Origin of the sequence: Acidovorax sp. 106 (assembly GCF_003663825.1) — a bacterium.
Taxonomy (GTDB): Bacteria; Pseudomonadota; Gammaproteobacteria; order Burkholderiales; family Burkholderiaceae_C; genus Acidovorax.
In genome coordinates this window covers 230,354-253,533 of sequence record NZ_RCCC01000001.1, presented here as the reverse complement: position 1 = coordinate 253,533, position 23,180 = coordinate 230,354, and the positions used below count along the sequence as shown (strand labels likewise).

Annotated in this window: 21 protein-coding genes and 1 tRNA gene; 7 read left to right on the top strand and 15 right to left on the bottom strand. The window is 64.6% G+C overall.

The genetic code is table 11. The features are described from left to right. Window positions 1-32 precede the first annotated feature (32 nt). Window positions 33-1,904 carry a M14 family zinc carboxypeptidase gene (locus C8C98_RS01130; protein WP_370450298.1) on the bottom strand — a complete coding sequence of 624 codons (1,872 nt, stop codon included), beginning with the start codon at window positions 1,902-1,904 and terminating at the stop codon, window positions 33-35. Window positions 1,905-2,150: 246 nt separating this feature from the next. Beyond that, on the bottom strand, window positions 2,151-3,953 hold the full coding sequence (locus C8C98_RS01125) for a DEAD/DEAH box helicase (RefSeq protein ID WP_121452793.1): 1,803 nt from the start codon (window positions 3,951-3,953) through the stop codon (window positions 2,151-2,153). 320 nt (window positions 3,954-4,273) lie between these two features. Between C8C98_RS01125 and ettA the strand changes: the two genes are divergently transcribed. Beyond that, window positions 4,274-5,935 (top strand): energy-dependent translational throttle protein EttA, encoded by a 1,662-nt coding sequence (ettA, locus tag C8C98_RS01120; RefSeq protein WP_099656133.1) that lies wholly within the window; start codon window positions 4,274-4,276, stop codon window positions 5,933-5,935. Window positions 5,936-5,998: 63 nt separating this feature from the next. Further along, window positions 5,999-8,416, top strand: a complete 2,418-nt coding sequence (locus C8C98_RS01115; RefSeq protein WP_121452792.1) for a DUF1631 family protein — start codon at window positions 5,999-6,001, stop codon at window positions 8,414-8,416. Between the two features lie 44 nt (window positions 8,417-8,460). On the opposite strand, the gene C8C98_RS01110 is transcribed toward C8C98_RS01115, so the two are convergent. From C8C98_RS01110 to C8C98_RS01060, 10 genes are all read right to left on the bottom strand, one after another. Next, window positions 8,461-9,783, bottom strand: coding sequence for a TAXI family TRAP transporter solute-binding subunit (locus C8C98_RS01110; RefSeq protein ID WP_121452791.1), 1,323 nt, complete (start codon window positions 9,781-9,783; stop codon window positions 8,461-8,463). A gap of 88 nt (window positions 9,784-9,871) precedes the next feature. Further along, window positions 9,872-10,888, bottom strand: coding sequence for a P1 family peptidase (locus tag C8C98_RS01105; RefSeq protein WP_121452790.1), 1,017 nt, complete (start codon window positions 10,886-10,888; stop codon window positions 9,872-9,874). A 44-nt stretch (window positions 10,889-10,932) separates the two neighbouring features. Next, the gene (locus C8C98_RS01100; protein WP_121452789.1) at window positions 10,933-11,376 is read right to left on the bottom strand and encodes a copper-binding protein; all 444 of its coding nucleotides are present in this window, start codon (window positions 11,374-11,376) and stop codon (window positions 10,933-10,935) included. After that, entirely contained in the window at window positions 11,373-11,888 is a 516-nt protein-coding gene (locus tag C8C98_RS01095) for a DUF411 domain-containing protein (RefSeq protein ID WP_121452788.1), read from the bottom strand. Before C8C98_RS01095 ends, C8C98_RS01100 begins: the two co-directional genes overlap by 4 nt. A 33-nt stretch (window positions 11,889-11,921) precedes the next feature. Beyond that, window positions 11,922-12,431: a plastocyanin/azurin family copper-binding protein gene (locus tag C8C98_RS01090; protein WP_121452787.1), complete on the bottom strand. Its 510-nt coding sequence runs from the start codon at window positions 12,429-12,431 to the stop codon at window positions 11,922-11,924. 14 nt (window positions 12,432-12,445) lie between these two features. After that, window positions 12,446-13,828: a multicopper oxidase family protein gene (locus tag C8C98_RS01085; RefSeq protein ID WP_121452786.1), complete on the bottom strand. Its 1,383-nt coding sequence runs from the start codon at window positions 13,826-13,828 to the stop codon at window positions 12,446-12,448. Window positions 13,829-13,844: 16 nt separating this feature from the next. Continuing rightward, window positions 13,845-15,296 (bottom strand): TolC family protein, encoded by a 1,452-nt coding sequence (locus tag C8C98_RS01080; protein ID WP_121452785.1) that lies wholly within the window; start codon window positions 15,294-15,296, stop codon window positions 13,845-13,847. Next, the gene (locus C8C98_RS01075; protein ID WP_147436316.1) at window positions 15,293-15,769 is read right to left on the bottom strand and encodes a hypothetical protein; all 477 of its coding nucleotides are present in this window, start codon (window positions 15,767-15,769) and stop codon (window positions 15,293-15,295) included. The genes C8C98_RS01080 and C8C98_RS01075 overlap by 4 nt, the downstream gene beginning before the upstream one ends. 364 nt (window positions 15,770-16,133) lie before the next feature. Continuing rightward, window positions 16,134-16,616 carry a hypothetical protein gene (locus C8C98_RS01065; protein WP_121452783.1) on the bottom strand — a complete coding sequence of 161 codons (483 nt, stop codon included), beginning with the start codon at window positions 16,614-16,616 and terminating at the stop codon, window positions 16,134-16,136. A gap of 60 nt (window positions 16,617-16,676) precedes the next feature. Beyond that, on the bottom strand, window positions 16,677-17,312 hold the full coding sequence (locus C8C98_RS01060) for a YitT family protein (protein WP_121452782.1): 636 nt from the start codon (window positions 17,310-17,312) through the stop codon (window positions 16,677-16,679). Between the two features lie 287 nt (window positions 17,313-17,599). Between C8C98_RS01060 and C8C98_RS01055 the strand changes: the two genes are divergently transcribed. From C8C98_RS01055 to C8C98_RS01040, 4 genes are all read left to right on the top strand, one after another. Beyond that, the gene (locus C8C98_RS01055) at window positions 17,600-18,073 is read left to right on the top strand and encodes a Cd(II)/Pb(II)-responsive transcriptional regulator (protein WP_121452781.1); all 474 of its coding nucleotides are present in this window, start codon (window positions 17,600-17,602) and stop codon (window positions 18,071-18,073) included. A gap of 190 nt (window positions 18,074-18,263) precedes the next feature. Next, window positions 18,264-19,064, top strand: coding sequence for an ABC transporter permease (locus C8C98_RS01050; RefSeq protein ID WP_121455948.1), 801 nt, complete (start codon window positions 18,264-18,266; stop codon window positions 19,062-19,064). Between the two features lie 42 nt (window positions 19,065-19,106). After that, complete coding sequence (locus C8C98_RS01045) at window positions 19,107-20,123, top strand: MlaD family protein (protein WP_121452780.1); 1,017 nt, start codon at window positions 19,107-19,109, stop codon at window positions 20,121-20,123. Further along, complete coding sequence (locus C8C98_RS01040; RefSeq protein ID WP_233574411.1) at window positions 20,120-20,833, top strand: hypothetical protein; 714 nt, start codon at window positions 20,120-20,122, stop codon at window positions 20,831-20,833. Before C8C98_RS01045 ends, C8C98_RS01040 begins: the two co-directional genes overlap by 4 nt. 125 nt (window positions 20,834-20,958) lie before the next feature. Here the strand turns inward: C8C98_RS01040 and C8C98_RS01035 are convergent, their stop codons facing one another. The 3 genes from C8C98_RS01035 to C8C98_RS01025 all read right to left on the bottom strand — a co-directional run bounded on the left by C8C98_RS01035 (window position 20,959) and on the right by C8C98_RS01025 (window position 22,197). Beyond that, a complete protein-coding gene (locus tag C8C98_RS01035) occupies window positions 20,959-21,147 on the bottom strand; it encodes a hypothetical protein (protein ID WP_121452779.1) in 189 nt (62 codons plus the stop codon). 251 nt (window positions 21,148-21,398) lie between these two features. Then, entirely contained in the window at window positions 21,399-21,707 is a 309-nt protein-coding gene (locus C8C98_RS01030; protein ID WP_121452778.1) for a hypothetical protein, read from the bottom strand. A gap of 405 nt (window positions 21,708-22,112) precedes the next feature. Further along, window positions 22,113-22,197, bottom strand: a tRNA-Leu gene (locus C8C98_RS01025). Window positions 22,198-22,238: 41 nt separating this feature from the next. Here C8C98_RS01025 and cysM point away from each other — a divergent pair. Continuing rightward, window positions 22,239-23,141 (top strand): cysteine synthase CysM, encoded by a 903-nt coding sequence (gene cysM / locus C8C98_RS01020; RefSeq protein WP_121452777.1) that lies wholly within the window; start codon window positions 22,239-22,241, stop codon window positions 23,139-23,141. The last annotated feature ends 39 nt before the right edge of the window (window positions 23,142-23,180 follow it).

Genomic DNA, 23,180 nt, shown 5'->3' with positions numbered 1-23,180 from the left:
TTGCAGCAGGTGAGGTGCTTTTTGTGTCCGAATCAGTCGGCTTCCTCAAAAACCAGGGAGGGGGTGGTCATGACGCGAGCTGTGTGCTCCAGCTCGCCGATCAAGTGGTTTGCAAAGTAGCTGCTCTGGGTATCAGGCTCTAAAGCCGCCACCGCGATGTGTGCCAAAGGTTGGTTCAGCGGAATGTAGTAGCTGCCGGTGGGTACGTCGATGGCTGCGCGCACAGGTGCCACCTTGATACGGATGGTGTCACCGCTGGCTGCAATGGCACCGCGCACGTCGCGCCGTTCCCCGATTTCTCTTGCAGTTTCCTGGTACTTCTCAGCGAGGAGCGAGCCTGCTTCGGCAACCTTCATCACTTGCATGCCCATCAGCTTGAGCCGCTCTACAGCAGAGGTTGCATTGGCATCCAGCCAGTAGCCACATGGGCGTGCCCGGGTCTGCAGTTTGCGCAGGCTCAGTGAGGAATTCCAATCCACCCGCAGGTTGCGATCTTCTCCGGTGGTTGGGTCCAGCAAAACAAGGTCACGCTGGGTGGGGGTGGCGGCGGCTTCGGTTACGACTTGGTCGCGGCAAGCCTGCGCGGCGGTGTCTCGTGCAACAAATGAGCGCACTTGCTCCAGTGGACCCACTTTGTCGGCCGTGCTGCGCAATGCGCTGGTGATGGCTGTGACCTGGGTGTGTACCCGCCTTTGCGCATGCAGCCTGCCAATACCAACGCCCCGTGTTTCGATCAGCAGGCTTACCGTATTTTTAAGTCCGTGCACATTGCGGCCGGTGTCGGGCTGTGTGCCGCCCATGGAAATGCTTTTGTCTTCGCGGTCGGTGGATGTGGTGTAGTACCACTCGCTGCTCAGGCCTTGCTCTTTCAGGGCTGCCACCATGGGGGCGTGGTACCACTCCAGGGAGGCTTTGGTCAGAAACTCAGGGTAGTTGGCTGTCGTCGCATGTTGCAACAAAGCATCGTATTTCTGGATGGCATTGAACTTTTCCTTGAACCGGCCTGCCACGGTGTATTCGTGTGAATCAATGACAAGCAACGGGCGGTAGTCGCGTACCAGGCGTGCAATCGCTTGGGCCTCGGGGGTTTGCAGCAGCAGGTGGTCGCGGTTCATGTCGACGCCGTTGGCCGTGTTGCGCGTTCCTGCTTCGGCTCCATCGGGATTGGCGCGCGGCACCACAATCACGTTGATCTTGTCCAGTAGCGAGTCGAGCAGTCCATTGGGGGCCAGCTCGCGGGCCATGATGAGGAGCGCTTCAGCGCCTGCCGGTTCGTCCCCGTGCTGTTGCCCCAGCATGACCACGGTGGGGCGGCCTGTTGTTTCCAGTGCAGCTGGGCTGGGGTTTTTGGCTTTTGTCAGCAGCAAGCCCAAGATTGGAGTGCCACGTTGAGATAGTCCCAGATGAAGCAACTGGGGAGGTGGGGTGGCCCCGGATCGCATGTCTGCAAGCCCTGTCAACCATTGCGCTAGCTCGGCATTGGTGGTGAATGAACGGCGATCTTTCTCAAGCCCAGGGGTGCTGTATTGGATGCCAGGATCAGGAAAACGTGCTGCCACCGCTGTGCCGTAAGGTGGCGTGAGTGGTTCTTCGTTTCTGCCCACCAAAGCTGGGGTTGGTAGGACTGGCGTCGCGGTGGCTTCGATTGCTCTCGGGGTGGTACCTAGTGGGGGTGGAACCTGCTTGGCCAATGCGGTGCGTGGCAACGGTGCGGGGGCTGTTGCCGTGGGTTTGCCCCCGGCACTGGGCCACGGTGGCAATGGTGTGCTGCTGCACGCCGTCAGCAAAGCCGCTGAAATGATGGTTACGGTGAGTGCATGCAGCCGCCACCCGCCGCTTGGCTCGGGGCTCTCAGGCATTGACTGGGGGCCAAGGGCATTGAAGAGTGCGGAGCGCAAAGTCATGGTGTGGGGCTGTAAAGGTCGCAAGAGGGCGTCACGGAACTTGCGGATGTTACCCGTTGATGCCCGTAGGAGGTGTTGGCGTGTGGCTGCAGGTTTACATCAGCCTTCACTGCGGGTGTGAGTGCGCCTAGGACGCAATGAGTTTGCGGGCCATCTGCAGTTCTGGTGCTCAGATGTGACTGTGCCCGACATCCCAGGCATCTTTGCGGGAGGTCGGGCACTCAAACCCTCAGCGGGTGGATGAATTTAGCGGTTGAACGAGCCGCCGCGAGGGCCGCCAGACCCGCGAGGGCCGTTGCTGCGGCCGCCACCGCCGCCGTATCCACCGCCGCCATTGCCACCACCACTGCGGTAGCCACCACCACGGCGACCGCCGCCGCCCATGCTGTCTACGCTGGTGCGCATCGGGTCAGGCTGGCCGCCCGCCGAATGGCCCGAGTGGCGGTTGCCTGGGTTGCTGTGGCCCGAGTGCGTGCCTAGGTGGGCATTGGCGCGTGGGGGTTGCGAGTCGTCATAGCGATTGCCGCCACCACCACCTTCATAACCGCCGCCGCCGGAGCGACCGCGTGCAGGGGCCTGGCCGCCAGCGCGTGCGCCGCCGCCCTGGCCACCACCACCGGCACGGCCGCCACGCGGGCCATTGCCGCCGCCATTCGCTGCGGCACCACCACCGGCGCGGCCGCCACGGCCGCCGCCGTTGCCGCCACCGGCAGGACGGGGGCCGCGCTCACCGCCGCCATTGCCGCTGCCTGCACCTTGGCCAGCTTTGTTGGTGCGGATGCGTTCCATCATTTCACTGCGGGCGGCCTTGGCGGCGGCCTGCATCACGTCACGGCTTGGGGGCTTGCCTGCGCCGCCCCAGATCGTCTGGCGGCCCATGGCAATGGGCTCTGCCTTTTCACCTGCATCTGGGCCAAAGCCCTCGATGACTTGCACTGGAATCTGCTGCTTGGTGAAGCGCTCGATGTCCATCATGAAGCCTTCTTCGTCCATGCAGACCAGGCTCACGGCTTCGCCCGTGGCGCCTGCACGGCCCGTACGGCCGATGCGGTGCACATAGTCTTCGGAGACGTTGGGGATTTCGTAGTTAACGACATGGGGCAGATCGTCGATGTCGATGCCGCGGGCAGCAATATCGGTAGCCACCAGGGCGCGGATATCACCACTCTTGAAGCCCGCCAGGGCCTGTGTACGGGCACTCTGGCTCTTGTTGCCATGCAGTGCCATGGCTTGAACGCCGTTTTTGGTCAGAAACTCGGCAACGTTGTTGGCGCCAAACTTGGTGCGGGTGAATACCAGCACTTGGCTCCAGTTGTGCTGCTGAATGATGTGCAGCAGCACTTGCTTCTTCTTGCCACGGCCCACGGGGTGAATCACCTGGGTGATGCGTTGCACCGTGGTGTTGCTGGGCGTGACCTGGATGCTTTGTGGGTTCTTGAGCAGCGTGTTGGCCAGTTCGCGGATTTCATCGCTGAATGTGGCAGAGAACAGCAGACTTTGCTTGTCTTTGGGAACCAGCGCCAGGACTTTCTTGACGTCATGGATGAAACCCATGTCGAGCATGCGGTCGGCTTCGTCCAGAACGAGAATTTCGACAGTAGAGAGGTCCAGGAAGCCTTGCTGCTGCAAGTCCAGCAAACGGCCTGGTGTGGCAACCAGCACATCCACACCACGCTTGATGCGGTCGATTTGCGGATTCATGCCAACGCCGCCGAAGACGACGGTGGAGTTGATGTCCAGGTATTTGCCGTAGTCGCGCACCGACTCTTCAACCTGGGCCGCCAATTCACGGGTGGGGGTCAGGACCAGGGCGCGGACGCCCTTGCCGCCGAACTTGCTTTTGGGGGCTGTGCCCTGGCTGAGGCGGTGCAGCATTGGCAGTGTGAATGCTGCGGTCTTGCCGGTACCCGTCTGCGCTCCGGCCAGCAGGTCATGGCCTGCGAGCACGGAGGGAATCGCCTGGGCCTGAATAGGGGTGGGTGTCTCGTAGCCTTGTTCGAGCACCGCCTTCAGGATGGCAGGAGCCAGATTCAGTTCTTCAAATTTCATGTCGTAGATTGCGCCCGTCCGGGCGCTGGGTATCGGCCTGTCGTCGCAACCAAAGAGGGGTTGCTGAGCCAGTCTCAGGCAGATGAGGTTCAAGATTGGGAGCCAGGAAAGTGATTCCTTCGTCCCCAGCAAACTGCTGATGTGACGAGCAACTGGAGCCCGTTACGCCACATATTGTCGCATGGCCCGATAATCTCGGTTTGAACGCAGAATTTCTGCCCACTTTCGCAGGTTGAACAAGTAATGGCCCAATACGTTTTATCGAAACAACTGCCCGCCTTTGGCGGCCTTCACTCGCTTTGCTCGTGGGGGGGCATGTAATGGCTCAGTATGTTTTCTCCATGAACCGCGTCGGCAAGATCGTGCCGCCCAAGCGGCAGATTTTGAAAGACATCTCCCTGAGCTTCTTCCCAGGCGCCAAGATCGGCGTGCTGGGGACCAATGGCTCGGGCAAGTCCACCCTGCTGAAAATCATGGCAGGCATTGACAAGGAAATCGAAGGCGAAGCCATCCCCATGGCTGGCCTGAACATCGGCTATCTGCCTCAGGAACCCCAGCTGGACCCCACCCAAACCGTGCGTGAAAGCGTGGAAGCGGGCATGGGGAAGGTGTTCGCCGCCAAGGCGCGCCTCGAAGAGGTCTACACCGCCTACGGTGCCGAAGACGCTGACTTTGACGCGCTGGCCGCCGAGCAAGCTGAGCTGGAAGCCATCATCGCCACGGCTGGCACCGACTCCGAGCACCAGCTGGAAATCGCTGCCGACGCGCTGCGCCTGCCCCCGTGGGATGCCAACATCGGCGTGCTCTCGGGTGGTGAAAAGCGCCGCGTGGCGCTGTGCCGCCTGCTGCTGTCCAAGCCCGACATGCTGCTGCTCGACGAGCCTACCAACCACTTGGACGCCGAATCGGTGGACTGGCTGGAGCAGTTCCTGCAGCGCTACTCCGGCACCGTGGTGGCCATCACCCACGATCGCTACTTCCTGGACAACGCGGCCGAGTGGATTTTGGAACTGGACCGTGGCTCCGGCATTCCGTACAAGGGCAACTACTCCGACTGGCTGACCCAAAAGGGCGCTCGCCTGGAAGCCGAGCAAAAGGGCGAAGAAGCCCGTGCCAAGGCCCTGAAGAAGGAACTGGAATGGTCGCGCCAGAACCCCAAGGCGCGTCAGGCCAAGAGCAAGGCCCGTCTGGCCCGCTTTGAGGAACTGAGCGACTTCGAATACCAAAAACGCAACGAAACCAACGAAATCTTCATCCCCGTGGCTGACCGCCTGGGCAGCCAGGTGATCGAGTTCAAGAACGTCACCAAGTCTTTTGGCGACCGCGTCTTGATCGACAACCTGAGCTTCAACATCCCTGCGGGTGCCATCGTCGGCATCATCGGCCCCAACGGTGCTGGTAAGTCCACGCTGTTCAAGCTGATTGCTGGCAAGGAAAAGCCGGACTCCGGGGAAGTTGTCATCGGCTCCACCGTCAAGATGGCCTTTGTGGACCAGCACCGTGATGACCTGTCCAACGACAAGACGGTGTGGGAAGACGTGTCGGGCGGGCTTGACATCCTGAACGTCGGTAAATTCCAAATGGCCAGCCGTGCCTATTGCGGTCGCTTCAACTTCAATGGCGGCGACCAGCAAAAGAAGGTCGGCATGCTCTCCGGTGGGGAGCGTGGCCGTTTGCACCTGGCCAAGACCTTGATTGCCGGCGGCAACGTGCTGATGCTCGATGAGCCGTCCAACGACTTGGACGTGGAAACCCTGCGCGCCTTGGAAGATGCGCTGTTGGAGTTTGCTGGCACGATGTTGGTCATCAGCCACGATCGCTGGTTCCTGGACCGTATTGCCACCCACATCTTGGCCGCCGAAGGTGACAGCCAATGGACGTTTTTTGACGGCAATTACCAAGAGTACGAAGCGGACAAGAAAAAACGCCTGGGCGAAGAGGGCGCCAAGCCCAAGCGGATGCGTTACAAGGCACTCAAGTAAGGCTCCAAAGTTCTGCAGGTCAAGTAGGATTGCAACTGGAAACCCCTCTTTCTTCCTTTCACCATGTCCCAGGCAGCGTCCCGTTCGAGAACTGTTTTTCGCGCCTGCGTCGTTAGCGCTGTGCGCGAGGGCGAAGCGCTCATGGGCAAACTGGTGGAGGTCACGCGCAATGCGTTGACGCAAGAGGAGTCTTCAGTTCGCAACGTCCAGCAGCGCAACAACATCAGTGATGCGCTAGGTGTGCTCAAGCAGCACGAAGCTGGCATGGTCAAGGGCTACTCCATGGCCTTGCTGGAGATCTTTGCAGAAGGCCCTTCCAACGCCAAAGCCCGTCCGGCCGACGAGACTGGGATGGATTTTGGCGAGCTTTCGCTCATGGACGAGAGCGAAATGCAAGACCAGGTGGAGTTGTCCAAGGCTCAGCAGCAGGCGGTGCATGCGACCGAAGCGGTGTTGGCAGAGCTCAACACCCTGGTCAGCTCGGCCCAAGGCCTGCGCAGCGTGCAGCCCGAGCGCAACCCCCTGCGTCCCGAAAATTACATTCGCGCTTTGCAGCGTGTGGTGTCTGAAACGGGCGCCCCCTCTGAGGTACGCCAGTTGTGGATGCAACACATGCGTGGCCTGCTGGGTAAGTTGTTGGAGGTGGAATACCAGCGCATGGCCAAAAGCCTGCGGGAGCAGGGCATTGAGCCTGTGGGTTATGCCGTGCTGGGTTCGCCCGCCATGGCTGGGCGCACAGGCTACGGGCCGGCGCAAGGCATGGGGGGGGGAACGGGGTATGGCAGCGGCTATTCCACGGGCTACGGACAACCCAGTGGGTACGGCGGCGCCACGGGCTACGGTGGCAACACGGGCTATGGCCGTGGCATGGGTGGGCACACGGGCTGGCAGGGCGAAGCTGCCATGCAGCCACAGATGGCTGCCGAGGCGGAAGAGGCCATCTTGACGGTGGGCATTCTGCGCCAGATGCTGGCGGGGGGCGACCCCTTTGACCCCCGTGGGGCCTATGTGGCCGTGCCCTCTCAGGCGGTGCCCTTGCAGTCTGGTCAGATGCCCGCAGTGGGCTGGGTGGATGGGCGCACGGCGGTGCCCAGTGGCCATGCCGCCATGGGCTCTGCCTACGCTGCAGTGCCCGCAGTGGCGGCCGACGCCATGGAAGACATTGCGCAGCTGGAGAGGTTGGTCAACCGCCTGAGTGGCGGCAGCCAGGCGGCGCCCCTGTCTGCATGGCGTGCACCCACCCAAATGGGGCAGCCCATCTACACCGTGCCCTTTGTGGCACCCACTGAATCGCCCGTGGTGGCTGCCGATGTGGTGGGGGGCATGATGGTGGCCCTGGCGCAAGACACCCGCTTACTCCCTGCGGTGCAGCGTGCAGTGCAAAACCTGGAGCCTGCGCTCAAGCAGTTGGTACGGTTTGACCCCCGCTTCTTCTCTGATGCTGGCCATCCCGCGCGCCGTTTGCTGGACGAAATGACCCAGCGCAGCTTGGCATTCGCCTCGGAAGAGGCCCCAGGGTTTGCCCAGTTTGTGCGCCTTATCAATGAAGCGGTGGCCCATCTAGCGGCCAGCCAGATCAAGGACGCCACGCCCTTTGAAACCGTGCTCAAGGCGCTTTACTCCGCCTGGGACACCCAGGAGCAGCGCGCCAAAGCGAAAGAAGCGGCGCAAAAGAAGGTCCTTCAGCGGGCTGAGCAGCGCGCCATGCTGGCCGAGAAAATTGCGGCCGACATCCGGCGGTTGCCCGACATGGGGCAGGTGCCTGCCGATGTACTCGACTTTGCCGCAGGCCCGTGGGCCGATGTGGTGGCGCTGGCGCAGGTGAGCCAGGCCGACGGTGCTGAGGATGACCCGGGGGGCTACCTCGCGCTGGTGCCTATGTTGCTGTGGAGTGCGCAGCCCGAGCTGACCCGGCTGGAGCTGGACCGGTTGACGCAGGCGATCCCCGACATGCTGGCCAAGCTGCGCGAGGGCTTGCGCACCGTGGATTACCCAGCAGCCAAAACCAGCACATTCATCGAGCGGCTGGTGGCATTGCACCAGTCGGCGTTTGAAATGCCCATGCCTTCGGGCACCTCCATCCCCTTGCCTCAAGGCGAGGTGTTTGCCGAGCCACCCGACAGCCTGGGTTCTGAAATGCCGTCAGAAGACAGCTTGCAGGCCGTGCTGGACACCGGTAGTGGCTCTGCCAGCGACGCGGCGGCGGACCCATTTGCCAACTTTGTGGTGGGCGCCTGGGTGGAGCTGATCACGAACCAGCGCCCAGTGCGCACCCAGCTGACCTGGGCCAGCCCCAATGGCACGCTGTTTCTGTTCACATCGCCCGATGGCAGCACCCAGTCCATGACACGGCGCATGCGCGACAAGCTGGCTGGCGAAGGCACGCTGCGCGTGGTGCGTTTGAAGTCTTCTTCGCGCAGTGCCAACTCGGTCCCGGCAGGTCTGTCGCGTTCAGCCACCAAGGCGGCCAAGGGCCGTTAACCCCGCAGCGCTCGGCTCTGGTCTCTGACGGACCCGGGGCCTCTTCAAGCCCGCAGCAGCTTCTTGCGCACCAGGTGGATGTGGTTGCGCAGCGCATACAGCTCGTCGGCGTACGACAGCGGCACCGTCACCTTTTCCACCTGCGCTTCCAGGGCGTCCAGGGCTTTGAGCATCTCGGGATGCTCGGCGGGCTGAGACTCCACGGTGTCTTCAATTTCCCGCAGGCGGCCATACCAGCGGAACACGCGCGAGCGCACCCTGAACTGGTACAGCGGCGGCACGATGCGCGACAGCGGCAGCAGCGCGGCCAGCAAAATACCCAGCACCAGCCACATGCGCTCAATCAGGTTGGCCAGCCAGAACGGCAGGTAGCGCTGCATCATCGGCACCGGCTCGTTGATGGCGCGCTCGCCCTCTTTGGCAATGGGCAGTTCGCTGTGCCGCATGTTCGGAAACTCCCGTGCGCGGTTGAACCAGCCCGGGCTGCTGTGCAGGCGCTGCGCGTTTTGGGCAAACAGCGTGAGCAAGGCCGGGTGGGTGGATTCACGGGCCAGCAGCGATGTGGTGGATGCCACCATGCGCACATCCCGCGCGGGCACATTGCTGGCCAAGTCCACCACCCCACGCGGCAGCGTGACGGGCGACAGGAAGGGAAAGCGCCGCGCATAGGCCTCGTGCTGGGCAATGTCGAGCAATTGCACACCGGGCGTTTGCAGCAGCATCTGCACCATCAGCGACTCGGGGGCCGACGCAAACACCAGGGCGTCCAGCTTGCCCGCCAGGAAGGCCACGGTGGCCGGGGTCTCCTCCAGCCGCGACATGGTCACTGCGCCTTTTTCCAGCCGATTGGCTTCCAGCAGCCGGTCCATCAAGGTGGGCACGCCACTGCCGTCCGACCCCACATTCACCCGCATGCCACGCAGCTGCCGCAGCCCATCGAGCCTGGGGCTGTGGTGCAGGCGCAGCGCCGCATCGGTGCGATAAAACAGCCACACTGGCTCGACAAACAGGCTGCCCAGCGACACCAGCTCGTCGGGGTCCTCGGGCAGCAGCTCGGCCGTGCCGCCTTGCACAAAGGCCAGGTCGGCCTGGCCATCGCGCAGCAACTGCAAGTTGGCCGACGAACCATCGCTGGGCAGCAATCGCACTTCGATGCCCTCGGCGGCCAGTGCCTTTTGGTAGCGCTTGCCAAACTCTTCGTACGCACTTTGCGCCGGGCCGGTGGCCAGGGTGACGGACTTGGGCGGCGTGGGGTTGAGCCACCAGTACGCCAGCGCCAGCAGGCCCGCCGCCAAAAAAGCCAGTGGGCCTGCAGACAGCAGCAGGTCGCGCAATGACAGCAGCGTGGATCGAAGGGCCTTGGACATGCGGGAGTTCATTCTGAAGCGGAAGAAGCAGAGCAGGGCGCCCTTGCAGGACACCTGCGAAGACTTTGAACAGGTTCTTAGACCCTGTTCAAAGTCGGGAAGGGCGCCAGTCTGCCATGCCCGGCAGGTACAGGCCTTCGGCGGTTGTGACAGAACGTGCGGCCAGCACCGCCCGTGCCGTGGCGCGTGCGGTGGCCTCGGCGGCCATGGTGGCCAGCACCATCATGCCGGGGTGGGTCTCCACACAGCCGGTGCCCAGGGCAAACACGGTGTCGCCGTCGCTCATGGTGTGCACGGGGTTGATGCTGCGGGCCAGTCCGTCGTGCGCAGCAATGGCCAGCCGGTGGGCCTGCACTTTGGTGATGCGTGCGTCGGTAGCCACCACGCCCAGCGTGGTGTTGGTGCCTGCCAGCAGCGGCTGGGGCGGTTCGCCGCGCAGCAGGGCGCGGCGGGTGTCGCGCAAGCCTTTGCCGTCGTCCGTGCGGGCACCCGCCAGCACCTGGGCGGTGTCGGGGTTGAGCACATCGCCCAGGGCGTTGCACGCCACCAAAGCCCCCACCGTGACGCCAGCCACCGTGACCGAAGCCGTGCCCACGCCACCCTTCATGGCGTGGCCTATGCCAAAAATTTTGCCCACGGCCGCGCCAGCGCCCGCACCCACGTTGCCTTCTGCCGGGTCGGCTCGGCTCGCGGCCTGGCAGGCGGCGTAGCCCGCTGCCGCATCGGGGCGGATGCGCATGTCTCCCACCAGCAGGTCAAACAGCACCGCCGCAGGCACCAGCGGCAGGCGGCCCACGGCCACGTCAAAGCCAATGCCTTGCTCCTCCAGCCAGCGCACGGCGCCCGTGGCCGCGTCCAGCCCCCAGGCGCTGCCACCGGCCAGCACGATGGCGTGCACTTTTTCGACCAGGTTGGAGGGGTGGAGCAAGTCGGTCTCGCGGGTGCCGGGGGCGGCCCCGCGCACATCCACACCCGCCACGGCGCCTTCACGAGCCAGGATGACGGTGCAGCCCGTGGGGCGGCGGCTGTCGGTGTGGTGGCCAACCTCAATGCCCGCCACGCGGGTGATGCTGCCAGCGTCGCTGGCGGGTGGGGTGCTGCTCATGGCCCGATTATGGGCTGGGGGTTATCGCCGGTTTGCTGGCTGCGTCACGGTGCCGGGGCAATGTGCGTCAGCACATAGGCGCCTTGCAACTGCTCGGCCCTGAAGCGCACCTTCATGCCCGTTTGCAGGGCGCTGCCCTGGTCGGCGTTTTGCACCTTGAACACCATGGTCATGGGGGGCATGCCCAGGTTGGCAATGGGGCCGTGGCGCAGGGTGACTTTGCCGCTGCGTGCATCCCAGCGCAGCACTTCGCCTTCGCTCAGTTCGGCCGCAGCGGCGGCTTGGGCGGGTGCTGCCGTCGGTGCGGCGGAGGTTGCGACCTGGGTGGGTGTCGCGTGGCTGTCATGGGCTTCGCCATGGTCGTGGTCGTCGCCCGCAAAGGCCATGGCAGCGCTGAGCATGCCAAGGGCCAGCAGGGCGCAGCGCAGGTGGTATGCCGTGCGGGGTGTGGAATGGGGCGTTGTGCGTTGCAAGATGCTTTGGCTCATGTCGGTTCTTTCTTGTTGCCCGGGTAGCTTTTGAACACGCGGGTGCTGCCATCGCGGGCGACCAGCAGCACGTCATAGGGGTCACGGCGGTTGCCGTACACCGCGCCATCCATGCCGGGGGAGCCCACGGGCATGCCGGGCACGGCCAGGCCCAGGGCCTGGGGCTTTTGCTTCAGCAGGGCGCGCACATCACTGGCGGGCACATGGCCTTCCACCACGTAGCCGCCCACCAGCGCGGTGTGGCACGATCCCAGCTTTTGCGGCAGGCCCAGGCGGGCGCGCACGGCATTGTTGCCTGTGGCGTGGATGGTGACGGCAAACCCGTGGGCCTGCATGTGGTCCACCCAGTCCTGGCAGCAGCCGCAGTGGGGGTCTTTCCAGACCTCCACCGGGGTGGGCGCGGCGGCGTAGGCCGCGAGCGCGGGCCCTGCCAGCGCGCAGGCTATGGCCTGGGCCAGCCACTGGCGGCGGGTGTGTGATGTGGTCGGTGTGGGACTGAGAGCGTTTTTCATGGGTGCTCCAAGGTTGGGGTTGCAGGGCGGGCTTCAGGGCTGGCGCGGCTTTACGGTGATCGTGCCCTTCATGCCCGCGCTGAAATGGCCAGCGATCAGGCAGGCAAATTCGAAGCGGCCCGGGCGGTTGAAATGCCACACGATGTCGCCGCGTTGGCCGGGCTGCACATGGGCCATGTAGGGCTCGTCGTGCTCCATGCCGGGGTGCTTGGCCATCATCTCGGCATGGGCCTCCAGATCGGTCTGGGTGCCGATCACGATCTCGTGCATCACCTGGCCCTGGTTGGTGGCCCGCAGGCGAATGGTGTCGCCCTCGCGCACTTCGATGTGGCTGGGGGTAAAGCGCATGTCGTCGGTCATGCGCAGGGTGATGGTGCGGCGCACGGCCTGCGCGTCGCCCGCAATGCCCCAGGCTTTTTGCTCTTTCACTGGCGCAGTGGCGGGCGCAGTTACGGGAGATTGGTGGGGCGCTGATTCATGAGAAAAAACGGCGCTAGCGCTTACCAATAAAGCGCTAGCAGCTATAAATTTAATAGTATTCATGGTGTGACGGGGGCTCAATGCTGGTGGCCGCTGGCGGCGGGTTTGCGGGCGCTGGGTTCGGTGGGGGCGGTGCCGGGGGCGTCCACGCGCGCCGGGCGTGGCGTGGCGGCAGGGGCGCCTTGCCATTCATAGGCGAGGGTGCCCGGCGGGTGTTGGAAGTCGCCGGGGTCGCGGTAGTCATTGGCGCCCAGGCCCTGGCGCACCTTGAGGGTGGTGAACATGCCGCCCATCTCCAGCGGGCCAAACGGGCCGGTGCCGGTCATCATCGGGAAGGTGTTCTCAGGCAGCGGCATCTCCATGGCACCCATGTCGGCCATGCCGCGCTCGCCCATCACCATGTAGTCGGGCACGATCTTCTGGATCTTGCCCACCAGCCCCTTGTGATCCACGCCGATCATGGTGGGCACGCCGTGGCCCATGGGGCCCATGGTGTGGTGGCTCTTGTGGCAATGCAGGGCCCAGTCGCCCAGCTCGTCGGCCGTGAATTCGATCTGGCGCATCTGGCCCACGGCCACGTCGGTGGTCACCTCGGGCCAGCGGGCGGTGGGGGGCACAGGGCCGCCGTCGGTACCGGTCACCTCGAACTCATGGCCGTGAAGGTGAATGGGGTGGTTGGTCATGGTGAGGTTGCCCACACGGATGCGCACGCGGTCGCCGCGGCGCGCCACCAGTGGGCTGATGGAGGGGAAGGCGCGGCTGTTCCAGCACCAGATGTTGTGCTCCAGCATGGTGTTGACCTTGGGCGTCTTGCTGCCCGGCTCCACATCAAAGGCGTTGATGAGGAAGGCGTAGTCGCGTTGCACCTTGGCGATATGCGGGTGTTGACCCTTGGGGTGGGTGATCCACAGGCCCATCATGCCCATGGCCATCTGCACCATCTCGTCGGCGTGCGGGTGGTACATGAAGGTGCCGGGGCGGCGCGCCACAAACTCGTACACAAAGGTTTTGCCCGGCTGGATGGCGGGCTGGGTGAGGCCGCCCACGCCGTCCATGCCATTGGGCAGGCGCTGGCCGTGCCAGTGGATGGTGGTGTGTTCGGGCAGGCGGTTGGTGACGAAGATGCGCACGCGGTCGCCTTCGACCACCTCGATGGTGGGGCCGGGGCTTTGCCCGTTGTAGCCCCACAGGTTGACGAAGAAGCCCGGGGCCACCTCGCGCACCACGGGCTCTGCCACCAGGTGGAACTCTTTGACGCCCTGGTTCATGCGCCAGGGGGTAGTCCAGCCGTTCAAGGTGACCACGGGCTGGTAGGGGCGCCCGTTGGGGGGCACCAGGGGCGGTGCGGTGTCGGGCGATGCCTGGGTGGCGGGCTCGGGCAGGGTGGCCAGCGCCACGCGGCTGACCGATGTGGCCGCGACGGCGGTAGCGGCACCGGCGAAAAATTGGCGTCGTTGCATAGGATGTCTTTCTGTATCAGTGCCCACGGCTGTCGGCCGCAGCAGCTGGGGTTGCCGTACCTAGGGTGGTGGCTGGGGTGTCGAGTGCGCCGATGAGTGCCAGGCGCAGGTCGGTGTCGGCCAGCCAGAAGTCGCGTTGCGCCTCGATGGCGCGGGCGCTGGCAGTGGCGGCGGTGCGGGCCTCGGCCAACAGGTCCCACACGCTGGCCAGCATGCCGTTGTAGCGCAGCGTGGTTTCGTTCTGGATCAGCGCGCGCAGCGGCAGCACCTCGTCGCGCTGCTGGCGGGCCAGGTCGTGGCTGGTGCGGTAGGTGAGCCAGGCGGTGCGCACCTCCGTGCGTGCGCGCAGCGCGGTGTCTTGCAACTGGGCGGCGCTGCGCTCCACCTCCAGCCGTGCCGCCGTGCGGGCGGTGCCGCCCCAGTCGAACAAGGGCAGGGGCAGTTCCAACTCCCAGCCCCGGGTGGTGTCGCGGTGGCCGCTGTCCCGCTCTGTGGTGGTGTTGCGCTGGTAGCCCAGGCCCACGCTGCCAAACAGGGCGGCGGCACCGGCCCAGCCTGCGCGGGTGCTGGTGGTGTCGAGCTGGCGGCGCGCGGCCTGTAGGTCCAGCCGCTGCTCAAGGGCCTGGGTTTCCAGGGCCTGGGCGTTCAGCACATCGGCGGGCACTGGGGGCAAAGCAGGCAGGCTGCTGGCCAGTGTGAAGCGGGCGTTGGCCCCCCACAGGCCCAGGGTGCGGTGCAGTTGCTCGCGCGCCGTGGCTGCGGCCAGCTGCGCACGGGCTTGGCTGGCGTGGGCATCGCTGAGAAGGGCCTGCTCGCGCGCCCATTGCAGACGGCTCCAGTTGCCGGTGCGCGCCATGCGCTGGGCCAGCTCGGCACCGACCTCGGCGGCCTCCACCATGCGGCTGTGCACGGCGGCCACCTGCTCAGCCGCTACGGCGCGCAGCCAGGCGCGGCGGGCATCGGCGGCCACCTGCAGCACGTCTTGTGCGGCCAGCAGGGTGGCATGGTCGCGGGCCTCGGCCTGGCGCTGGGTGCGCCAGGGCAGGGTGATGAGGTCCAGCAGACCGAAGCTGAGCGATCGCTCAATCTCCCGCTCGTGCCCATTCACCAGCCGCCCCAGGGTGAGGTGCGGGTTGGGCAGTTGCAGGGCCTGCACACGCTGCGCATCTTGAATGCCCAGCTCTGCTAGCCGCACGCGCAGCGCGGGCTGGTGCAGCAAGGCAATGCGCACGGCGTTGTCTTGCGTCAGTGGCTGGGCCAGCCAGACTTGCAATTGGGTTTGGGCATCGCTGCGCGCGGCCAGGTCAGCGGGCGGCAGTTGTGCGGCCAGGGTGGGGGCGCTGCGGGCGGCTTGCTCCATGGCGCGGCCTTGCAGGCCGTCGGGCGACACGCTGGCGCAGCCTGCCAGCACCGTGAGGGCGGCGGCGGCTGCGGTCAGCCGCCAGACGGTGGGCTCTGTGGTGTTCATGGGCGGCCCCCTGGGGGTGTGGTGGGTTGGTCGGAGTGGTGGCCGTGGGGCATGGGGTGCGGCCCTTTGCCCTGCATCTGCTGGGGCATCTGGTGGCGCATGCCGGGGTGCGGTGCGCTATCTGTTTTGGCTGCTGGAGGCGATGGGGTCGAGGGCGCCACAGCTGCTGCAGCGTTGTGTGCCTCCCAACGCACGATGTCGGCATGGCCGCGTGGAAACTCGGCCACGGCGCGGTTGGCGGCAGTCCAATCCACCTCGGCGGGGGCTTGGGGGCTCTGCAGCGGCAGGGTGGGGTGGTGCAGCGGCGCTGGGGCGGTGGCCTCATCCGAGGCGTGCGCTGGCTGCGCCAAAGCGGGGGCGGCCAGGGTGCTGGCCAGCAGCCACGCCAGCAGGCAGCTGGTGGTTGGCAGGCGGAAAAAGGGCGGGCAGCGCCGCTGAGGGGCACGGGCCCAAAAATCAAGGTGCGATGGCATCGCGATCTCCAAAAACAAGCTCGAAGGAGCGTTGCACTTGACCTTTTCAGGCCACTGCAGACGCACTACGGGTGAGAACCTGTTCAAGGTTTTTTCAGAGATCGCGTTGGAGTGCAATCGGGATGAGTGGATGCCTCGGATGCGCCGCATGGGCTCGTGCCCATGCAAGCAGCCGGGGCGTCCAATCGCCCGATTTCACTCCAACCCTTCGGGCAAGTGCCTTGCCGGGCGGTCTGCGGCGTTGCGGCGCTTGTGGATAGCCGGGCTATCCACTGCGCACCGCGCCTTGCATCCCATCCCCTAGCCGGGCGCCCGGCATGGCGCTTGCGCGACTCTGAAAAAACCTTGAACAGGTTCTTTGAGTTCAGGCGATGGGAGGCTTGTGGGCCAGCGCTACGGGGGCGTTGGCGGGTGCGCGCACGGCGCGCGCAATGGCGGCCGTGGGCGCAGGGCTTTGTGCGGCAGGTGGGGCCGCAGGCAGCACCATGGTGGCATGGCAGATTTCACACACGGTGCAGGTGCTGCCGTGGCCGTCGGCACAGGTCGATGTGGGGGCGGGTGTGGCTGCTGCTGTGGATGCGCAGTGAGAGTGACCGTGCCCCTCGCCCTCTTCACTATCGCCGCAATGGGCTGCCTGCGCAGCCGTGTGGTCCATCGCACCGTGGTGGCCGCTGGGATGTGCTGCCTCGGCATGTGGGCCGCCGTGGGCCGCTTCGCCCATCTGTGCGCCCATCGCATTGCTGTGGGCCACGGCCACCGGGGGCAACATGCCCGCTGCCATGGCTGTGCCCACCAGGCCACGCAGGACCAGAAAGGTGATCAGCAACAGGGACAGGGCGCGGCGCATGGGTTGAATGATACGGCGGCGGTGGGGTTGGTTCCGCAGCGCAGCCTTTTTGATCCGCTCTCAGGTCGCCATGTAGCGGCCGGGCCGGTGGTTCATGGCCAGCACCAGGTTCAGCGCCACGGCCCCGGCAATGGACCAGGCCACGCGCAGGGGCTCCACCGTCCACAGGGCCAGCAGCACGATGCAGCAGTCCACGGCCATCTGCACCTTGCCTGCGCGCCAGCCGTAACGGTCTTGCAGGTACAGCGCCAAAATGCCCACGCCCCCCAGGCTGCAGCGGTGGCGAAACAGCACCAAAAATCCGGTGCCCGTGATCAGCCCGCCCGCAATGGCGGCGTACAACGGCTGCAATTGGGCAAATTGCAGAAACTGCGACTGCAGCTCGGTCAGCAGCGACAGCAGCAGCACGGCGATGAAGGTTTTGACGGTGAAGGCCCGGCCCAGCTTGCGCAGGGCCAGCCAGTAAAAGGGCAGGTTCACCACAAAGAAAATCTTGCCGAAGCCAATGCCCGTGGCGTAGTGCAGCAAAAACGCCAGCCCGGCGGTGCCGCCCGTCAGCAAACCCGCGCTGGTGAAAAACGCCACGCCCACCGAAATCAGCAGCACGCCGGTGAAGATGGCCATGGCGTCTTCGGTCAACGAGTGGGGCACCGCAACAGGCGGTGGCGTGACGGGGGCAGCAGTGGAGCGGGACATGGCGGCAAAAGAAAGAGAAGGCTGGATTGGAGCATGCAAGCCTTGTGCCTGGGCTTGCTGTGGGTCAAGAAGCGAAGGGGCGCTGGCGTTGGGTGGGCCAGGGGCTTTTCAGGTTTGCGCTCTGATTGCTATCAATTAAATAGCTGGTAGCGCTTTATTCTAAAGCGCTAGAGGCAGTTTTTATCAAAGAATCTTTATGTTCGAGCGTGCAGAGATCCTGGGGCCAGTCAGGCGGCTTGCCGCGATGGCATGATGAAAACCTTCAAGTCACTCAAAGGCATGGCTCTATGGCGCAGTCGCTGGCATTGCATCGCATTGGAGAGGCCGCCCGGCAGTCTGGCGTGTCGGCCGCCAATATCCGGTACTACGAAAAAGAAGGCTTGCTGCCGCCCGGCGCCCGCAGCGATAACAGCTACCGCCTTTACAGCGCGGGCGATGTGCACCGCCTGCGCTTCATCCGCTTGTGCCGCGCCATGGACATGTCGCTGGACGAGGTGCGTACCCTGCTGGCACTGGACTGGGGCCGCAAGGAAGACTGCCATGCCGCCTGCGACACGCTGGACGAGCACCTGCAACATGTGCGCACCCGGCTGGCAGAGTTGCAAGCCCTGGAGGCTGATTTGCTGGCCCTGCGCAGTCGCTGCGATGGCACCGACGCGCAGTGCCACATCATCGAAGCCCTGCACCAGCGCGCCGATGCCCAGATGCCTGACACCCTCGCCGCCCATGCTGGCACAGCGCCGGGCAAGCGCCATGTCTGAACGGGGGGGGGGCAGCAAGCCTGGGCGGCTGTGAGCATATGTTTCGCTGTCCTGGAATGGTGGGGTAAATTTGCTACTTATTTGATAGCTGCTAGCGCTTTATCTGCTAGCGCTAGCGGCTTAAAAGGCTTGCAATGTGCTGGGTCGGGCGCACAAGGGCGTGTCCACACTGCCCCGCTATGATCCGGCCATGATTTCGCACTGGCCCGGCCTCTCCTTGCCCGAACGTGTTTGGACCGTGGTGCGACGCTGGGCGCTGGCGTGGTGGCGCATTCTGTACCTGGGGGCGGTGGTGCTGGTGCTGGTGTTGTCGCCGTCCAGCTATGTGAGGGGCACGCGCCGAGCCCTGGCGCGCCATCTGTACTTGGACACGGCCCCGGTGCTGCTGGGCTTCACGGTGTTGGCGGCGCTCATCAGCCTGGTGCTCACGCGCATTGTGGTGGTCACTGCGCTCAGCTATGGTTTGTCGCGTTACGCGCTGGAGATGGTGATCCGCGTGCTGGTGCTGGAGCTGATCCCGCTCACGGCCGCGCTCTTTGTGGCCATGCGCTGCACCATCCCCAACGGCACGCAACTGGCGCTGCTGCGCCAATCAGGCCGGCTTGACCAACTGCGCCGCCTGGGGGCAGACCCGGTGCGGGTGGAGCTGCTGCCGCGTGCCGTGGCGGGCGTGTTTGCTTGCGTCACCCTGGCCGCCCTCAGCTGCGTGGTGGCGCTGGTGCTGGCTTACCTGGGGGTGTACGGCTTCAGCCTGGCGGGCCTGCCCAGCTACACGCGCATGTTTGGCCAGGTGTTTGCACCTGCCGTCACACTGGTGTTTGTGATCAAGACCTTGCTGTTCAGCCTGGCCGTGGCGCTCATCCCCATGGCCGCTGGGCTGCATGACACGGGCGAGCGGGCCCAGAGCGACTCAGAGCTGGGCGGACTGGCGCGCATGTTTGCGGTGTTGCTGCTCATCGAGGTGGGTTCCTTGGTGGGCAACTATTACTGATGGCCATGTGCGTGCGCTGGCCCAACCCCTGTTTCTGATGCCATGAACCTTCCATCATCCCCATCCCCCTCCAATGCGCCGCCACAGGAGCCCGGCGTTGCCCCGGTGGAGGCCCTGCGGCCCGTGGCTTACCTGGAGCTCAAAGCGGCGGCGCTGTTGCTCTTCACCGTGCTGTTGATTGCCGGGTCTGGCTTGTACCTGCTGTATGCCCGGGGTGCCTTCGAGCCTACGCAAACCCTGGTGCTCACCGCCGATGATTCAGAGGGCGTGGTGGTGGGCATGGACATGACGTTTTCGGGCTTTCCCATCGGGCGCGTGCGTCGCATTGAGCTGGCCGAAACCGGCAACGTCCGCATCATCGTGGACGTGCCCCGCAAGGACGCCCACTGGCTGCGCGAGTCCAGCGTGTTCACCCTGGTGCGCGGGGTGGTGGGCGCCACCAACATCCGGGCCTACAGTGGCATCCTCACCGACCCCTTGCTGCCCGATGGCGCCACGCGCCCCGTGCTGCGCGGCGATGCCACCGCAGAAATCCCGCAACTGATGGCATCAGCCCGCGAACTGCTGGGCAACGTCAATGCCCTGACGGCACAGGACGCAGCCCTGGGCAGCAGCCTGGCCAACGTGCAGGCGCTCACCCAGCGGCTGAACGGCCCCAGCGGCGCCCTGGGCGTGCTGATGGGCAACGAGGCCGATGCCAAGAAAATCCTCGCGACGCTGGAGCGCACCAACACCCTGCTGGCGCGGCTGGACGGGCTGGCCAAGCAGGCCGACCGGCAGGTGTTTGGCGAGAACGGCAAAGATGCCCTGGTGCCTGACCTGCGCGCTACGGTGGCGCAACTCAATGGCTTGTTGGCCGACACGCGCACCAGCCTCAAGAAGGTGGATGCGGTACTGGTCGAGGCCCAGGCCATCGGGGCCAACGCCCGCGAAGCCACCACCGACCTGGGCGCGCTGCGCGCCGAGGTGGAAAGCAACTTGCGCCGGGTGGAAGGCCTCGTCAACGATATCCAGCGCAAATGGCCGTTTGCGCGCGACACGGAGATCAAGCTGCCATGAGCTTTGCACACCACACCGGATGGCGCCACCGGGCCTTGCGCGGCGCCCGGTGGCCTTGGCTATTGGCTTGCGCGGTGCTGGCTGCGTGCTCCAGCCAGCCCCCTGTGCCCGACTGGCAGATGAATGCCCACGCCGCCACCCAAAAAGCCCTGAATGCCTACCTGACCGGTCAGGCGCGCGTCGAAGCGCAAGAGTGGGAGCGTGCTCGCCAGGCACTGGCCAGCACCGGCCGGGCCGACCTGCTGGCCCGTGCTGAGCTGCTGCGGTGCGCCGCCCAATCGGCCAGCCTGGCCTTGGCCGGGCCCTGTGCAGGCTTTGAGGCCCTGCGCCCAGATGCCGCAGCGCTGGAATTGGCCTATGCCGACTTTTTGCAAGCCCAGCGTTTGACGGCTGCGCAGATCGCCTTGCTGCCGACACCCCAGCGTGCCGTGGCGCAGCACCTTGCAGGCACCGCCAGCGGTGGCGATGCGGCTGCCATGCTGGGTGCGATGGAAGATCCTTTGTCTCGCTTGGTGGGGGCGGCGGCGTTGTTCCAGGCCGGGCAGGCGGGGCCTGCGGTGGTTGCGCAGGCGGTAGACACCGCATCAGCCCAAGGTTGGCGCCGCCCGCTGATCGCCTGGCTGACCGTGCAGGCCGATCAGGCGCAAGCTGCGGGCGATGTGGACACTGCAGCCCGTGCGCGCAGGCGCTTGGCAGTGGTTGCGCCCTGAGCGTTGCTTTGAATCGACGGCGGTAGGGCCGGGCTGCGAGGGGTGCACAGACCTATGCTGCGCTGGGCTTGAGCGGGCCAGGCTATTGCACATCCATTGCACGCTGCACTCCCAGTCTCCGGTTGTCAGTGCGAGGCAGACGCTTCCAGCGGTAACAATGTGTCCCACTGCGCGGGCAGTAAGGGTAGCGAATCCGCAGATTGCGCCACCCACTCTGGCATGGCGCCCACCAGCGCGGCCGCCACGGCCAAGGCCACCGTGATGAGGAACGCAAGCACGGCAGCCGTTTGCGGAGAGAGGTGATGAAGTGTCATGGCATAGCTCCTTTCAGGGGAGTGCGGTTAATCCAAGCATGGCGGCATCGCTGCCGGATGAAACGGACCGCTCTTGCGCAATTCAAAGGTGCGGGGGCCGCAATGGCTCACCCCGCGCCAGCCTCAATGGCCAGTGGATGAGATTCCACCAAACCTACCCAGTTCCGTCTGTAAGACAAGTGCTTATCTGGCGTGCAGTTTGTGACCAGTTGTGTCGTGCACGCCATCTGGCAGAGGAGGCGGTGTTTGCTTTAGGAGGTCTGTACGTCAAAGTACATGCCTTCTGCTTCCCCCAAATCCCGAAACCCGGCTTGGCGGGCTGCGCTGCAGGCTTTGGCCCAGCGCGCAGCCAGTTCCATGTCGGCCTTGGAGATTTCGTCAGCGCTGGCGCCTTCCAGGTCTCCCATGGTGTCCAGGGCAGCGGCCACCTGCTCGGGCCCGCCCAGCGCGTTTTCCAGCGCTTTGGTGTAGCGTGCTTCTGCCGCAGCAACTGCTTTGGCGGGCACATCATCGGGGTAGTCACGCAGGGTGACGGTGTACAGGGTGTCAATCACTTCCATGCCGGGCTCCTGGTTTTAAATACTGTTTAAATATACAGTATTTTGGGGTGCGGAGCGAGGGCTGCGTGTTTGGCGTATTTGGCGGATTTGGGGATGGATTGTTGTGGACGCTGAAAAAGAAAAAGGCTGGAAGCTTGTGGAAGCTTTGCCTGTCCGCGGTAGTCCAGGAGCGCTGCGACGGAGTGTTTTGCTGGTTGCGCTGTGGCCCTGCTGTGTGGGCGCATGCTTTGGGCCTGAGCTCTTACACGATGTGCCCCCACATTTTAAAAATGTGCCCCCAAATGTGCCCCCAATTTTCTCGGATGGGGGGTGGACTGGTTTGGACGGTGATGGACCGCTAAGATGCTGATTTCAAAGTAGAAATAAAAAAGGCCGGAAGCTTGTGGAAGCTTCCGGCCTTGTCTATGGTGCCCGGGGCCGGAATCGAACCGGCACGCCTTGCGGCGGGGGATTTTGAGTCCCCTGCGTCTACCAATTTCACCACCCGGGCGGGTAATTTGTGAAGACGCAAATTATGGCACAGTAGTGACCATGAATTACCAAACTATCGAACAAGCGGTTGGCAACACGCCACTGGTCGCGCTGCAGCGCATTGGTGCCCAGGACAACGCCGCGCGCGGCAATGTGATTCTGGGCAAGCTGGAAGGCAACAACCCCGCCGGTTCGGTGAAGGACCGGCCTGCGCTGTCCATGATCCGCCGCGCTGAAGAGCGTGGAGACATTCGCCCTGGCGACACCCTGATCGAAGCGACTTCTGGCAACACAGGCATTGCACTGGCGATGGCTGCGGCCATCAAGGGCTATCGCATGGTGTTGGTGATGCCGGAGGATTTGTCGATTGAGCGTGCGCAGACCATGAAGGCGTTTGGTGCCGAGCTGGTGCTGACGCCCAAGAGCGGTGGCATGGAGCACGCACGTGATTTGGCCGAGGCCATGCAAAAGCGTGGTGAGGGCAAGGTGCTGGACCAGTTTGGCAATGCCGACAACCCGCGCGTGCACTACGAAACCACAGGCCCCGAGATTTGGGAGCAGACGGGCGGGCGCATCACGCACTTCGTGAGCGCGATGGGCACCACGGGCACCATCACGGGGGTTTCGCGCTTTTTGAAAGAAAAGAACCCTGGCATCCAGATCGTGGGGGCGCAGCCGCAAGAAGGTTCGCGCATCCCGGGCATTCGCAAGTGGCCGCAAGAGTACATGCCCAAGATTTACGACCCGAGCACCGTGGACGAGCTGGTGTCTGTGAGCCAGGACGACGCCGAAGAGATGTGCCGCCGCCTGGCCCGCGAAGAGGGGATTTTTGCAGGCATTTCTGCGGCAGGAGCTTGCTGGGTGGCCCAGCAAATTGCCCAGCGCGAACACAACGCTACGGTGGTTTTCATTGTGTGCGACCGGGGTGACCGCTACCTGTCTACCGGCGTGTTTCCTGCTTGAGCTGGCGTTTGCGGGGCAGTGCATTGCAGAGCCCTTGAG